Annotated in this window: 12 protein-coding genes; 7 read left to right on the top strand and 5 right to left on the bottom strand. The window is 44.8% G+C overall.

Annotation, left to right across the window (positions count from 1 at the left end; genetic code table 11):
- Nucleotides 1-179: 179 nt before the first annotated feature.
- Entirely contained in the window at nt 180-2,324 is a 2,145-nt protein-coding gene (gene pta, locus R7P72_RS08460; protein ID WP_005380805.1) for a phosphate acetyltransferase, read from the bottom strand.
- Between the two features lie 136 nt (nt 2,325-2,460).
- The gene (locus tag R7P72_RS08455; RefSeq protein ID WP_005380807.1) at nt 2,461-3,657 is read right to left on the bottom strand and encodes an acetate kinase; all 1,197 of its coding nucleotides are present in this window, start codon (nt 3,655-3,657) and stop codon (nt 2,461-2,463) included.
- Between the two features lie 346 nt (nt 3,658-4,003).
- Between R7P72_RS08455 and yfbV the strand changes: the two genes are divergently transcribed.
- The 6 genes from yfbV (at nt 4,004) to R7P72_RS08425 (ending at nt 11,256) form a co-directional block, all read left to right on the top strand.
- Complete coding sequence (yfbV, locus tag R7P72_RS08450) at nt 4,004-4,456, top strand: terminus macrodomain insulation protein YfbV (RefSeq protein WP_005380809.1); 453 nt, start codon at nt 4,004-4,006, stop codon at nt 4,454-4,456.
- Nucleotides 4,457-4,786: 330 nt separating this feature from the next.
- Nucleotides 4,787-5,752: an ABC transporter substrate-binding protein gene (locus R7P72_RS08445; protein WP_005380811.1), complete on the top strand. Its 966-nt coding sequence runs from the start codon at nt 4,787-4,789 to the stop codon at nt 5,750-5,752.
- Between the two features lie 174 nt (nt 5,753-5,926).
- A complete protein-coding gene (locus R7P72_RS08440; protein WP_005380812.1) occupies nt 5,927-6,862 on the top strand; it encodes an ABC transporter permease in 936 nt (311 codons plus the stop codon).
- The gene (locus tag R7P72_RS08435; protein ID WP_005380813.1) at nt 6,859-7,653 is read left to right on the top strand and encodes an ABC transporter ATP-binding protein; all 795 of its coding nucleotides are present in this window, start codon (nt 6,859-6,861) and stop codon (nt 7,651-7,653) included. Before R7P72_RS08440 ends, R7P72_RS08435 begins: the two co-directional genes overlap by 4 nt.
- 141 nt (nt 7,654-7,794) lie before the next feature.
- On the top strand, nt 7,795-9,621 hold the full coding sequence (malZ, locus tag R7P72_RS08430; RefSeq protein ID WP_047103445.1) for a maltodextrin glucosidase: 1,827 nt from the start codon (nt 7,795-7,797) through the stop codon (nt 9,619-9,621).
- Between the two features lie 174 nt (nt 9,622-9,795).
- Complete coding sequence (locus R7P72_RS08425) at nt 9,796-11,256, top strand: sensor domain-containing diguanylate cyclase (RefSeq protein ID WP_005387278.1); 1,461 nt, start codon at nt 9,796-9,798, stop codon at nt 11,254-11,256.
- 51 nt (nt 11,257-11,307) lie between these two features.
- Here the strand turns inward: R7P72_RS08425 and dusC are convergent, their stop codons facing one another.
- On the bottom strand, nt 11,308-12,267 hold the full coding sequence (dusC, locus tag R7P72_RS08420) for a tRNA dihydrouridine(16) synthase DusC (RefSeq protein WP_047103443.1): 960 nt from the start codon (nt 12,265-12,267) through the stop codon (nt 11,308-11,310).
- A gap of 170 nt (nt 12,268-12,437) precedes the next feature.
- Between dusC and R7P72_RS08415 the strand changes: the two genes are divergently transcribed.
- The gene (locus R7P72_RS08415; RefSeq protein ID WP_005380818.1) at nt 12,438-13,055 is read left to right on the top strand and encodes a YecA family protein; all 618 of its coding nucleotides are present in this window, start codon (nt 12,438-12,440) and stop codon (nt 13,053-13,055) included.
- Between the two features lie 79 nt (nt 13,056-13,134).
- Here R7P72_RS08415 and dsbB read toward each other — a convergent pair whose 3' ends face one another.
- Together dsbB and nhaB are read right to left on the bottom strand one after the other, a co-directional pair.
- Nucleotides 13,135-13,671 carry a disulfide bond formation protein DsbB gene (gene dsbB / locus R7P72_RS08410; RefSeq protein ID WP_047103441.1) on the bottom strand — a complete coding sequence of 179 codons (537 nt, stop codon included), beginning with the start codon at nt 13,669-13,671 and terminating at the stop codon, nt 13,135-13,137.
- 83 nt (nt 13,672-13,754) lie between these two features.
- On the bottom strand, nt 13,755-15,341 hold the full coding sequence (gene nhaB / locus R7P72_RS08405; protein WP_005380822.1) for a Na(+)/H(+) antiporter NhaB: 1,587 nt from the start codon (nt 15,339-15,341) through the stop codon (nt 13,755-13,757).
- Between the last annotated feature and the right edge of the window lie 252 nt (nt 15,342-15,593).

Raw genomic sequence — 15,593 nt, 5'->3', positions numbered from 1 at the left:
ACAAGCACGAGCAATGTCGATTAGGTATGGGGGCGATAGGGAGAAAAGCTTTGTGCACCAGTAATTATAGGTTGTGCAGTGATTGGTATAAAAAACAAATAAGTGTTCTGGCCAGCAATAGAAAAGCCCTCGATGAATCGAGGGCTTTGTATCTATATCCAACTAGATGTCAGAAGCGATTATTTAGCTTCTTGGTCTGCTTGGATAGCTGTTAGAGCGATGGTGTACACGATGTCGTCTACTAGCGCGCCACGAGACAAGTCGTTTACAGGCTTACGCATACCTTGCAGCATTGGACCGATAGATACTAGGTCAGCTGAACGTTGTACCGCTTTGTAAGTTGTGTTACCCGTGTTTAGGTCTGGGAATACAAATACTGTCGCTTTACCTGCAACTGGAGAGTTTGGTGCTTTAGAAGCAGCAACGTTTTCCATAATAGCAGCGTCGTACTGTAGAGGACCGTCAATGATAAGATCAGGACGTTTCTCTTGAGCCAGTTTTGTTGCTTCACGTACTTTATCAACGTCTGCACCCTTACCAGATTCACCAGTAGAGTAAGAGATCATTGCAACGCGTGGTTCGATACCAAATGCTGCTGCAGAGTCAGCAGATTGGATAGCGATTTCAGCAAGCTGTTCAGCAGTTGGATCTGGGTTGATTGCACAGTCACCGTAAACCAGTACTTGATCAGGCAGAAGCATGAAGAATACTGAAGATACGATAGACGCATTTGGTGCCGTCTTGATGATTTGGAACGGAGGAACGATAGTGTTCGCCGTAGTGTGAACAGCACCAGAAACTAGGCCGTCAACTTCGTCGTTCTCAAGCATCATTGTGCCTAGGAATACTGAATCTTGTAGCTTCTCACGAGCCACAACTTCAGTCATGCCTTTCGCACCGCGCAACTCAACTAGGCGAGCAACGTAGTTTTCACGAACAGCATCTGCATCAATGATGGTTACACCAGTACCTAGCTCAACGCCTTGTTGAGCCGCTACGCGACGGATTTCATCTGGGTTACCTAGAAGTACACAGTCTGCAATGCCGCGTTCAGCACAGATCGCTGCTGCTTTAACTGTGCGTGGTTCGTCACCTTCTGGAAGAACGATACGCTTACCTGCTTTACGAGCAAGTTCAGTTAGCTGGTAACGGAACGCTGGTGGGCTTAGACGACGAGACTTCTGAGTGCCTTCAGTCATAGACTCGATCCAGTTACCGTCGATGTGGCCAGCAACGTGTTCGTTGATGAACTCGATACGCTCTTTATCGTCTGCAGGTACTTCGATGCTGAAGCTCTGTAGGTTTAGAGACGTTTGCCAAGTGTTACCTTGTGCTTTGAAGATAGGTAGACCAGTGTCGAATGCTGGTTTACATAGGCCTTCGATTTCGCTAGGGATATCGTAACCGCCAGTTAGCAGTACTGCACCAATATCCACACCGTTCATTGCAGCAAGAGAAGCAGCAACGATAACATCAGGACGGTCTGCAGAAGTAACAAGTAGAGAGCCCGGTTTGAAGTGCTCAATCATGTTTGGCAGAGAACGTGCACAGAAAGTGATGCTCTTGATGCGACGAGTGTTGATGTCACCTTCGTTGATGATATCTGCTTTCAGGTGCTTAGCCATGTCGATTGCACGAGTCGCAATCAGATCAATGCTCCATGGCACACAACCTAGTACACGAATTGGAGAAGTGTTGAAAATTTCCATCACTTTCAATTCGTTTTGTTTCGCGCTGTCTGCATCGTCAAAGATTTCAGATAGGTCAGGGCGAGTACGGCCAGCTTCGTCAACAGGAGCGTTTAGCTTGTTGATGATAACACCAGAGATGTTTTTGTTTTTAGTGCCGCCGAAGTTAGAACATGCTACTTCGATACGCTCTTTCAGTTGTGCAGGGTTATCAGTACCTGGAGTCGCAACTAGCACGATTTCTGCACCAAGTGTTGCCGCGATTTCCGCGTTTACTTGGTTTGCAAATGGGTGCTTACGAGTAGGTACAAGACCTTCGATTAGCGTAACGTCTGCGTCTTTGTTGATTTGGTTGTAACGTTCAACAACGGTTTCTAGCAGCTCGTCCATGTTGTCGTTACCGATTAGGCTTTCAGCAACAGACATCGCCATTGGTTCACCGATCTTCATATCGCTGTTACGACCAACGATAGTTGAAGTCAGATCTGGTTGATCACCACCTGAACGTGGCTGACAGATTGGCTTGTAGAAAGAAACTTTAACGCCTTTACGCTCCATAGCGCGAAGAACACCCATGCTAACGCTTGTTAGGCCAACGCCTGCGCTAGTAGGGATAAGCATAATAGTACGAGACATTCGTAGAGTACCTTTAGCTATTTGGGGGATAAAAGCTCAACTCTTATTCCATGAAGCTCGAAGAATAGGAGTTGAGCCCCTAAGAAATTCGTTTGAATGAAAATCTGGCTAGCCGAGTGGCTAGCCAGGAATTCAATTAAAGACCTGTCAGGCGAGCAGTGTCTTCAGCGATGACTAGCTCTTCGTTAGTAGAGATAACCATTGCAGGGATACGGCTGTTTTCAGTCGTGATAACGCCTTCGCCGCCGAAGCGAGCTTTAAGGTTAGCTTCGCTATCTACTTCGATACCGAAGATGCCAAGACGGTTTAGAACCATTTCACGGATAGGGCCAGAGTTCTCGCCGATACCGCCAGTGAAAGTGATTGCGTCTAGACGGCCTTCCATTGAAGCAGTGTAGCCAGCAACGTATTTAGCTAGACGGTGGCAGAACACGTCCATTGCGCGTGTTGCTTCTTCTTTTTGACCGTAGTTGTCTTCAACGAAACGACAGTCAGAAGTCACTTCAGTTAGACCTTGAAGACCAGATTCTTTAGTTAGCATCGTGTTGATTTGATCAACAGAGTAACCTAGAGCGTCGTGTAGGTGGAAGACGATAGCAGGGTCGATGTCGCCACAGCGAGTACCCATTACCAGACCTTCAAGTGGAGTAAGACCCATAGAAGTGTCTACAGATTGACCGTTCTTGATCGCACATACAGATGCGCCGTTACCTAGGTGACAGTTGATGATGTTTACTTCTTCAACTGGTTTGTTTAGTAGGCCTGCAACTTCACGAGTGATGAACAAGTGAGAAGTACCGTGCATGCCGTAACGACGGATACCGTGTTCTTTGTATAGGTTGTATGGAAGAGCGTATAGGTAAGACTCTTCAGGCATAGTTTGGTGGAACGCAGTGTCAAATACAGCAACGTTTTTCAGCTCTGGGAAGTTTTTCTTAGCCGCTTCGATACCGATGATGTGAGCAGGGTTATGAAGAGGTGCAAATGTTGCAGCGTCTTGAATACCTTTTAGAACTTCATCAGTAATTAGTGCAGATTGAGTGAACTGCTCGCCGCCGTGAACGATACGGTGACCGATTGCGCCTAGGTTAGCTTTAAGCTCTGGCTTAGAAGCAAGAATAGTTTCTACCATAAACGCTAGTGCTTCTTCGTGAGCTGCACCATTGCCTAGTTGAGCTTCGTGCTTGCCATCAAGTTTCCACTTGATGCGAGCTTCAGGAAGGTGAAGACACTCAGCAAGACCTGACAAGTGCTCGTCGCCGTTCTCGGCATCAACAACGGCAAATTTAAGAGAAGAACTACCGCAGTTTAAAACTAAAACTAGCTTAGACATGTATGACTACCTGTTATTCGTCTGATAAAAAATCAGTTAAAGAATGAAAAATTAATCACAAGAATAGCCGATACCCAGAAGGCTGCGTACTAATCCTGGTCAAAAATTGTTCTAATTCCATATAAAGAAATAGTGATGAACCCTTCCATCACTATGATGCGATCCGTGCAGATAGATATCTCGGAGTTGCTTAAATTGTAAATAACAGCAACAATGAGATTGAGGGTCTGCAAAGGATAGCGATAATAAGCAATGATAACAAAAAAAATTTGAAAGAATATTAACTTTCATCAATTTTTTGTACCTTCAGTTGAAATGTTCAACTATTTTTTAGTGAGAGAGCGGTATGAGTAATAAAGTCGGATTGATCCATAGCCTGAAAGATGGCCAGAATTACATGGAGATCTGGCCAGTTCGTAAAGAGCTAAGCGCCATATTTCCGGAACAGCGTATCATTAAGGCGACTCGCTTTGGCATTAAAGTCATGCCGGCCGTTGCTGCGATCAGCGTACTCACTCAAATGGCATTCAACAATTACCACGCGTTACCTCAATCCATTGTTGTTGCCTTGTTTGCGATTAGCTTGCCACTTCAAGGCATTTGGTGGCTTGGTGCTCGATCCAACACGAAATTGCCGCCTTCTTTGGCCTCTTGGTATCGGGAGTTGCATCAAAAAATTGTGGAAACAGGTTTTGCATTAGAGCCTGTCAAAGCTCGCCCTCGTTACAAAGAGCTTGCGATAATACTGAACCGAGCGTTTCGCCAGCTCGATAAATCGTCATTAGAGCGTTGGTTCTAATTTAAATTGTTTGAAATGGAGTGTGCACTGGCCGCTCCATTTTTGATCCTGCCTCTATTACCTACTTTGACGGTCGTTGATGAAGCGAGCGAAGCTTTGTTTACCAAAGATTCTTTCCGGATGAAGAAGTCCCCCCGATCACAAATGTTGCTTTAGTGTTAAATCTTTCTTTTCTTTACTAAGACTTAGTAGTAATAATAAAAACAAGATGCGCAAGAAGTGCACAGTTATATGAACACAACAATACCGCCTTCAAACATTTGAATTCACGAGTCGATACACATATTGAAAGCTCGTGAAACAAGGACGAAGTCACATCAAGGAGTTATGATGAAAACGAAACGTTTATTAGCCACTGCCGTTCTATCAGCTACTGCTATTTTCTCTTCTACCAATGTACTGGCCGCCACTGCAACTGTCGCAGTTTCACAGATTGTCGAACACCCGGCGTTAGACGCGACGCGTCAAGGATTGCTTGATGGTTTGAAAGCGAAAGGCTACGAAGAAGGCAAAAATCTAGAATTTGATTATAAGACCGCACAGGGTAATCCAGCGATTGCGGTGCAAATTGCCCGTCAGTACGTCGGCGAAAATCCTGATGTGTTAGTTGGCATCGCGACACCTTCGGCACAAGCCTTGGTGTCGGCTACTCGCTCTATTCCTGTTGTCTTTACTGCGGTAACAGATCCGGTTGGTGCGAAATTGGTTAAGTCGATGGAACAACCAGGCAAAAACGTAACTGGCCTGTCTGATCTTTCACCCGTTGCTCAGCATGTCGATCTCATCCAAGAAATTCTTCCTCAGGTGAAAAGCATCGGGGTTGTATTTAATCCCGGTGAAGCTAATGCCGTGACTTTAGTTGAATTACTAAAAGAAAGCGCAAAAGCAAAAGGCATACAAGTGGTTGAAGCGACCGCACTAAAAAGTGCTGATGTTCAGTCTGCGACTCAAGCGATTGCAGCGAAATCAGACATTCTTTACGCCCCAACAGACAATACAGTTGCAAGTGCGATTGAAGGGATGATTGTTGCAGCGAATCAAGCGAAGAAACCTGTATTTGGTGGCGCGACGTCGTATGTCGAAAAGGGTGCAATTGCAGGCTTAGGTTTTGACTACTATCAGGTTGGTGTACAAACCGCGGATTACGTGGCGGCGATTCTTGATGGTCAAGAACCAGGCAAGCTGGATGTAAAAGTCGCGACGGGCTCTGACCTTGTAATTAATGAAAGCGCAGCATCTAAGCTCGGTATCAAGCTGCCAAGTTCTGTGATTGAACGTGCGACAAGCATGCAATAAGTAACGCTTTTTGGGGTTAAGCCTGTCACGTTGGTTGATAGAGGCTTGCCCCAAAACTGATACTCTCCAGATTTCTCGTGTAAAGCATTCTGCTAGAGAAGAAGGGGAGTATACGTTAGAAGTCTTAAGTTCAGGTTGGTATTAGCCAGCCTGAGCATGCAGAAAGGAGCAGTTATGTCTGCATTTGCTTTTTTTGGTGCACTCGAAATTGGCTTGATTTATGGCCTAGTCGCTCTGGGTGTGTATCTTACGTTCCGTGTTCTCGATTTCCCCGATTTGAGTGTGGATGGCAGCTTTCCAATGGGAGCGGCGGTGGCTGCAACGGCGATTGTCGCAGGTATTAATCCTTGGCTTGCGACAATAATGGCGATGATAGCTGGTAGTATGACGGGGTGGGTAACCGCTTTTCTGGCTGTTCGGTGTGGTATTTTACACCTGTTAGCTTCCATTCTTACCATGATCGCTGCATTTTCAATTAATATTCGTATTATGGGCAAACCTAATATGGCGTTGCTTGGAGAGGATACGATTCTCACTCCGTTTGAAGCATTGGGCGATGCGATGTTTATTCGCCCTCTGGTTGTTGGGGCCTTAGTTCTTCTGTCCGCTTTCTTTGTCATTCGCCTGCTGAACAGCGACTTTGGTCTTGGTTTACGAGCCACGGGTGTGAATGCGCGTATGGTTTCTGCGCAAGGGGCGAGCACTGGCTTTTATACCTACTTTGGCTTGGCTTTATCCAACGGGTTTGTGGGATTCGCAGGCGCGTTGTTTGCACAAACGAACAGCTTTGCGGATGTGACCTCTGGCGTGGGCACCATTGTCGTTGGTTTGGCAGCTGTGATTTTGGGGCAGACCCTTATTCCCGGGCGCAAGATTTGGGTTGCGGTGTTTGCGGTCATCATCGGTTCGGTACTTTATCGCCTTGCAGTAGCTTTCGCTTTGAGTTCTGGCATGTTTGGTTTACAAGCTTCAGACCTCAACCTTGTTACCGCAGTATTGGTGGCTGTGGCGCTTATTGCTCCAAAGCTAAAACAGAGCATGAGAGCGAAACAACGCGTTACTGATGCTAAACAAGCGGCATCAAAAAATGGTTCTGGGGAGGCATTATGATCGAACTAAATAATATTCAGGTCACGTTCAACCCTGGGACGATTTTGGAAAATCGTGCATTGAAAGGCGTCTCTTTAGAGGTTCCAGATCATCAATTTCTTACCGTGATTGGTTCTAATGGCGCAGGAAAATCGACGTTGCTTGGTGCGGTGACAGGTGAGACGCCGATGATAGGTGGTCAGGTTATCATTGACGGCAAAGACGTCACCAAGCAGACGGTTGCCCAACGTGCGACGCAATGCGCCCGAGTGTTTCAAGATCCATTGGCCGGGACTTGTGGTGAACTTACGATAGAAGAGAACATGGCTCTAGCGCACATGCGTGGTAAAAAACGCAGCTGGGGGTTGGCGCTCTCTACTAAACGTCGCAAGCTGTTCCAAGAGCGAATTAGCATCCTCGGTCTTGGTTTAGAAGACCGCTTGGGCGATAGCATTGGGTTGCTGTCTGGTGGACAACGACAAGCCGTTAGCCTTGTGATGGCGACGTTATCGGAGAGTAAGCTGTTATTGCTTGATGAACACACGGCTGCGCTTGATCCTCGTATGGCGGCGTTTGTTATCGACTTAACTAAACGTATTGTCGATGAGTTCGATTTAACAGTGATGATGGTGACGCATTCGATGAAAGACGCATTAGCATGTGGCGATAGGACCGTAATGCTTCACCAAGGTGAAATTGTGCTTGATGTGGCTGGAGAGCAGCGCGCTAACATGCAAGTACCAGACTTGTTGGATATGTTCTCCAAAGTGCGTGGTGAAGAGCTGGCAGATGACAGTCTCTTGTTGAACTAAGCGGTATCCGACAAGTCACTACGCCTACTAAGTGTGATCCTCCTTGGGAAAATTGGCTGATATGTCAACTCGCAAGGAGGATTTCTTGTCTCTAATTCTTCAATAACATAGTGGCATATCCGATGACGAGGAGTGCCCATAATGAACCTGCCATTTATTTTTCATAGTCAAACTATTGATGGTTTAGCTTTTAATGACGAGCAAGTTACAGTCAGACTGAAAACCGAGACATTGGATTTTGATTCCGTCTATGTGCGTATTGAGCCGGACAATGAAGAATATCTGGTCGATATGGCTCAAGTAGGAACAGCTGGTGAATTATTACTATGGGAGGCATCGTTTCGACCAAATCAAGATCGAGATGTCACACATTATGTGTTTAAGCTCCTCAAAGACGGACAACAATACTGGCTCGATGCACGAGGCGTACAAAAGCGTATTCCACCCAAAGAGTTCCACTTTAAGTTGAATGTAGAGCATCAACCACCAAGCTGGGTCCAAGAGCAAGTTTTCTATCAAATCTTTCCTGACCGTTTTTCTGCTAGTAAAAGTGAGTCTGATATTCGCCACGCTTATGCTCAGTATGATTCTGCATCGATCGTCAAGGCGTGGGGAGATGCGGTAGGCTCTCACCAAAATACCGGGGCACGTGAATTCTTTGGCGGCGACCTCAAAGGTGTGGAGCAAAAGTTGGACTATCTTGAACAGCTCGGCGTTACTGCGCTTTATTTTAATCCGATCTTTTCTTCACCAAGTAATCATAAATACGACACCACTGATTACTTCACTGTTGACCCTATGTTCGGCACCAACGATCAGTTTGCTGAACTGTGTGAGAAAATCCGTGGTAAGAATATGAAGATTGTCTTAGACGCGGTGTTTAACCACACGTCAGTGCATCATCCTTGGTTTGATATCCAACAAAAAGGAGAAGGAGCATATGGCAATCCGCAGTCAAAGCTCCGTGATTACTACTTTTTCGAAGGCGAAACCAATCACTACATTGGTTGGAAAGGCATTGGTAACTTACCGGTTCTGAACTTCGAAAATGAACAGGTGCGCGACTACATCTACCAAAGTGAAGATTCTGTCATCAAGTATTGGCTGAAGCCACCGTACTTGGTTGATGGCTGGCGGTTTGATGTAATCCATATGCTTGGCGAAGGGGACGGCGCGAAAAACAATGCTCATTATGTGGCAGCGTTTCGTCATGCAACTAAGTCAGTAAACCCGAATGCTTATGTGTTAGGTGAGCACTTTTTTGAAGCAACGCAGTGGTTGCAAGGTGATCAAGAGGATGGGGCGATGAACTACTACGGTTTTGCTCATCCAGTCCGAGCTTTTATCGCACGACAAGACATTATGTACGATCCAATCAACATTGATGGTTTGGAGTTTAAAGCATGGTTGGACGAAGCCAGAGCAAAAATCCCATTTTCGAATCAGCTATCGCAGCTAAATCAACTCGATAGTCACGATACTGCTCGGTTTATCACATTGGTTGATGGTGATAAGCGTAAAATGAACATCGCGCTAGCAATGCTTATGACTTACGTTGGCACGCCTTGTATTTACTATGGGAGTGAAGTCGGTCTAGAAGGAGGGCTAGACCCGGATAATCGTCGTTGTTTTCCTTGGAATGAAATTGAAAGTTCACAATGGCTATCGCTTTACCAACAATGGATCAAGATACGTAAACAATGTAAGCCTTTACAGTCGGGCTGTATTCAATGGCTGCATTGCACTAACAACCAGTTGGCGTACGCACGTGTACTGGGTCGTGAAGCAGTCGTTGTTATGATTAATCTCAGTGGTAATGAATGTTCAATCGATTTACCTATGTGGCAACTGGGCTTGGAGGTTAGCCAAGTTATATCGTTGTTAGATGACACAGAACAGGTTGATTATAAAGGTCATATCTCTGTCAATATGTCGGCACAGAGCTGCAAATTATGGCGACTAAAGTGACACCACACTCTATATTGATTAAACTCCTTTAATATATAAACGGTCTCAAACAGCGCGCACACATTTGTTTGGTCTCTTGTTATCTGGTGCTGCATTGCATGCGTCACCAGATAACGAGTATCAATTTAATAGCAGTCATAAGAGACTATTGACCTTTCATATGCATGGTACTCAATGGTAAACCAAAGGCGATTTAGCCTCTCATTTGTCATCTTTTTTCCTCTGGCGTTATTTGTAGTGGTTTTACTCGTGACAACGAAAAATTACTATGATGCGGTTAACCGCTATATCGATTCTGAGTATTCGCGTATCGAGCGTGCAATGTCTCGCGGTATTAAAGTACTCACGGCTTTAGATTACAGCTTCACCAACTATACCAATTACGCTAACCCACTGTTTGAAGAACATAATTCTTTAGTCAAAGAAGGGCTTTGTTATCTTTGGCCTATAGATGTGTTATTACTCGAAAGTGTTTATAGTGAAGGGTTACCTGCGGTTGACCTTGATTATATGATCGTAGGGGATGAAAGCTTATGTCAGCAAGGTTCAACGATTAACCAGTTAGCTGAACAAAAGGCGGGTTTTGCGCCGTCATTGTCATTTCTGCACGATATTGAATCGCACATTGTTGGAATCCATTACATTGACAAGCGCGGTTACGTTATCTCCTCACCCGATACCTACGCAAAAAATTTCACTAGAGAGCTTTTGTCAACGCTAAAAGCCCGACCTTTTTGGCAAAAAACCGCGCAAGATAAAGTGAACATTACCTTGGCTGGACCAGGGCCTGTGTTGGACTCGATGGAAGGTCAAGTCATTAGTATGACGGTACCCGTCTATGAGAAAGGAGAACATCAAGGTGTTTTGTCTATTGATTTCGACATCAATACGCTCATGGCTTCGTCGCTAGGTCTTGTTGGTCAGTTTCATTTGGTTTCCAATTTACAATCCATTCCTTCAAACAGTACACGAATCAAACCAGTCGAATTAGAGCGATTGAGTGCGAATCACAGCATGTACTACGAGTACAACCTTTGGGATGAAGCTAAGAACCTAGCGGTTTTTGAAAAATACAGCCTTATTGTCGCACTATTTATTTACGTGCTGAGTACCGTCGTCTTGTTCTATGTGAATATGCATAGCGAGCGACGTTACTTTAAAGAACTGGCAGCAAGAGACCCAATGACCAGCTTATTGAATCGTCGAGGTATGCAAACCGTGTGGCGTAATAAGATGACAAAAAAACAGGTTGCTTTAGCAGTGTTCGATATTGATAACTTCAAGAAGATCAACGACACCTATGGTCATGATGTCGGTGATTCTGCAATTCAGCTTGTTGCAAAATGTATACGTGAAAATATTCGCCATACCGATGTTGCCTCAAGGTTTGGTGGCGAAGAGTTCGTTTTAGCTATTTATGACGAAGATTCAGAAGGCATTAAACTCATTTTAGACAGAGTAAAAAAAGCCATAGATGAGCGCTCGATACGCGTAACGAAAGAAGGCTTTACGATCTCTGGCGGTGTGGTGTTTAGTAAAGAGAGCCGAGTAGAAAACTTTGATGAATTGTTTAAAGCGGCGGATGAAAAGTTATATCAAGCCAAAAGTACCGGCAAAAATAAGATCTGTTACTAGGATTTAGGTACAAAAAAGGACGAGATATTCGTTCTTTTTTGTGTTCGGGAATTATGCAACCTGAGAGTTTAAGTCATCGCGGTAGCGTTGAATATGCTCAACAATTGGTGCGGCTTTGTTGAACGTTCTGATTTCTCTAAATAGGTCTTTTGCTTCAGGATAAGCTTGACGTAAGTAAGAGAACCATTGTTTTACGCGGTTTGGGTAATACAAGCCTTTATCGCCTTTCATCTCAAACTTGGAGTAATAGATGAGCAACTCAACCACCTCGGGCCATGACATTGGCTGGTGGTTATGTTTTACCATATTGCCTAAGTTAGGGATATTGAAAGCGCCTCGGCACACCATCAAAGAGCTAACGCCAGTCGTTTCAATGCAACGTTGACCGTCTTCATAATTCCAAATTTCGCCATTCGCAATCAGTGGGATATCAAAACGTTCACGAATTTGGTTGATGTAATCCCATTTTATCTCAGAAGCTTTATAACCACCTTGTTTAGTACGTGCGTGTACGGTCAGTTCATTTGCGCCAGCAGACTGAATGGCATCGACAATTTCAAAGCAATCTTCAGGGTTCTCCCAGCCAAGACGAATTTTTGCAGTTACGGGAATGGCTTCTGGAACGGCTTCTCGACAAGCTTTAACCACACGGTGAATGAGCTCTGGATGTTGGAGTAGCGCTGCTCCACCTTTACTTTTGTTGACCATTTTGGCTGGGCAACCAAAGTTTATATCAATACCTCTGGCGCCAAGGTTTGCCGCTTTAATTGCGTTCTCAGCCATCCAGTTCGGTTCTTGTCCCAACAATTGCACATGTACTGGCACACCAGATGCAGTCTGAGAACCTTGCAACAGCTCTGGGCATAAACGGTGAAACACATGATCGGGTAATAGCTGGTCGATTACGCGAACAAACTCCGTAACACACAGGTCATAGTCGTTTATCTCGGTCAGGATTTGGCGCATCAAATGATCTAAAACGCCTTCCATTGGGCCTAGTACAACTTGCATAGCTTGCCTAATACAGTTTGGTGGTAAAAAGGAGGGCGATTGTAGCGATGTAAGTTAAGTTTGTCATTAAAAGAGTCGAAGCGCCCAATGCAGTCAAACACACAACGTTAGGTTACGTGCTTTTGAGCTCTGAGGTATAATGCCGCCAAATTTATGGGAAACCAGATGTCATGCAATACACATTGATTGAAAAAGGTGAAGTTCACGTCGATGAATCTTGCCTATTTATCGAAGGCGCAGTGTTAGCTGCGAATCTGACGACAAAACCACTCGCTCCTGAAAAGTGGTTAGAGCCGCTATTAGGTGAGGGATTCAAAGCGATTCAACCAGCTGTGGAAGAGCAAATTCACAAGCAGCATAACCGAATTCAACGAAACGAATATTCCGTGCTAGAGCTAACAGGCAAAGAACCTGAACAACTTGCTGATTTTGCCGAAGGCTTTATGTCTGTTTGGCCAATGATTGAAGAACAGTGGCAAGACGTTGAGCTCAATGATGGATTACAGCGTATGCTGCAAGCATTACTGACCACTTTGATGCTGGCGATCGATGAGCCAGCAACGCAGCAACAGATGCGTGACGCAGGTATTGAAACGCCACCGGCCCTGACAGATTTAGTCGACCAGCTTGATTTAATGGTCGGTGAAGTCGCGCTGGGCGCGGATGAGTTGATGGTAGGCAATAAAGCTCAAAGCCTAAACCCATTCAAAGGTATCGGGCGCAATGATCCCTGTCCTTGTGAGAGCGGAAAAAAATTCAAGCAGTGCTGTGGTCAATCACGCGGCTAAGTCGAATCGCCGCGCTATCCACTTAACAAAAAGCCGACCAGATGGTCGGCTTTTTGTTAATTTTTACGCGTCAGTAGGATTAACGAATTGGATTAACGCGTTTTGCAGGGAAGAATTGTGCAATTACAATTAATGCCAAAGCGATTAAATTGCCTGCAAAAATTACGACTAACCATTGTGGCATTGATAAATCAAGGAACTGCCATACAACCTTAGAGCAATCACCATATGCTTCAAACATCCAAGGAACCCACTGATTGAGCTGAGCCCAGCTAGGGAATGTGACGAATAAATCGCAAGTCGCGAATGGTGATGGATTAAACTGGTAGTCAACGTGCTGCATTGCAAGTAACAAACCCTTGTAAGCACTTAATCCCCAGCCTATCAAACCTAGCCAGCGGAAAATTGGGTTCTTGGGTGCCAATATACCAACCATTGCAGCGACGCCCACTCCCATCATCGCGACTCTTTCATAAATACACATGACACATGGTGCAAGCATCATGACGTGCTGAAAATAGAGGGCACATGCTTCAAAGAAAACGACGAATAGCAGAAGCAGTAGCCACGATAAACGTCCCTTTGAAAACTGGTTAAGTGAATTTAAAATAGTCACGTTTTTGTTCCTGTCTGAAATAGAAAAAGCTCTGAATACTCAGAGCTTTTTATCGTGGATAAGTTTCCTAATCAACTCAAATTTTAGTGACCACCGGATACTACGGGAGTCAGATCACCACTATGAGGTAAAATCCAACCAGCTTCGTAGAAAGAAGCTGTTGCAGGCTCTAGGAAGAACATGATTCCCATCAGACCGACAATCGCAAGAACGACGGTGTAAGGCAGCGCCATGATAACCATTCGACCGTAAGACAGACGAATTAATGGAGCGAGAGCCGATGTGAGTAAGAATAGGAATGCCGCTTGACCGTTTGGCGTTGCAACAGAAGGCAGGTTAGTACCAGTATTGATTGCCACCGCCAGTAAGTCGAACTGATCACGAGTAATGAGGCCCTCAATGAGTGCAGTTTTTACTTCATTGATGTAAACCGTACCAACGAACACGTTATCCGACACCATAGATAATAAGCCATTCGCCACATAGAACAGAGCTAGCTGAGTACCTTTATCTTCAACGGCAAGCACCGCATCGATGACTGGTTTAAACAGCTCTTGATCAATGATTACAGCAACGATCGAGAAAAATACAGCAAGCAGTGCAGTGAAGGGCAGGGCCTCTTCAAACGCTTTCCCCATGGAGTGCTCTTCAATGACACCAGTAAATGCGGTCGCTAAAATGATCACAGAAAGGCCAATTAAGCCGACAGCCGCTAAGTGCAAAGCGAGTGCAACGATCAACCAAACCGCAATAAGACCTTGAACCCAGAGTTTTGCGACATCTTGATTTGTTCGCGTTTTACGCTCTTCACGGTCAAAATCGACGAGGATCTGACGAACGTTATTAGGAAGCTTCGCGCCGTAGCCAAACACTTTAAGCTTTTCAACTAAAGCACAAGTGATGAGACCACAGAAAAATACAGGTAGTGTCACTGGAGACATACGGATTAGGAATTCACCAAATAACCAACCCGCTTGGTCTGCAATAATTAAGTTTTGAGGTTCACCAACCATCGTGGTTACGCCACCTAAGGCAGTACCTACACCAGCATGCATCAACAAAGAGCGCAAAAAGGCACGATAGTTTTCTAGGTCATCACGCGTTAGTTCAGTGATCGTGTCATCTTGTGTATGGTCATGGTCACCGATAGGGTTACCAGACGCTACTTTGTGATAGATAGAGTAAAAGCCGATCGCCACGCTGATAACAACGGCGATAACCGTCAAGGCATCCAAAAATGCAGATAAAAATGCCGCAGCAAAGCAGAACGCGAGTGATAGAAGGGTTTTAGAGCGAATGCCAAGTAAAATTTTGGTAAAAATGAACAGCAACAGCTGCTTCATGAAGTAGATGCCCGCAACCATAAATACCAGAAGTAGCAGTACTTCGATATTTGCTACTAATTCGTGCTTAACTTGCGCAGGGCTAGTCATGCCGATAGCAATGGCTTCAATAGCAAGTAAACCGCCAGGTTGTAATGGGTAGCATTTTAATGCCATTGCTAGCGTGAAAATAAATTCAGCGACCAACAACCATCCAGCTACAAATGGGTTTATTAGGAAGAATACAATCGGGTTAATTATTAAGAAGGCTATAATGGCAACTTTGTACCAATCAGGCGCTTTACCAAGGAAGTTCTTGATAAAAGCGTTTCCGAGCGATATCGGCATGATAATTCTCTTTATAACAAAATTATGAATAGACACTACAATAGTGCTTAAGTATCTGTTTGTTAGACTTATTAACTAGTCTTTAAAAACAATAACTTAGTAAAACAACAATCCTTTGTTTATTGTAGTCTTGCCAAGTTACTTCCCCTGAACTCAAGCACCGCTCACTTTCGACCGCAAACTCTACACTCAGGCATTTATTAGTCAATAACAAAACGTGATGCTACCGACTAAAATGACTTTTTAAATGTA

Origin of the sequence: Vibrio sp. Vb0888 (assembly GCF_033338835.1) — a bacterium.
GTDB lineage: Bacteria > Pseudomonadota > Gammaproteobacteria > Enterobacterales > Vibrionaceae > Vibrio > Vibrio alginolyticus.
The sequence above is the reverse complement of the archived record's forward strand: the minus strand, read 5'-3'. Positions and strand labels throughout refer to the sequence as shown.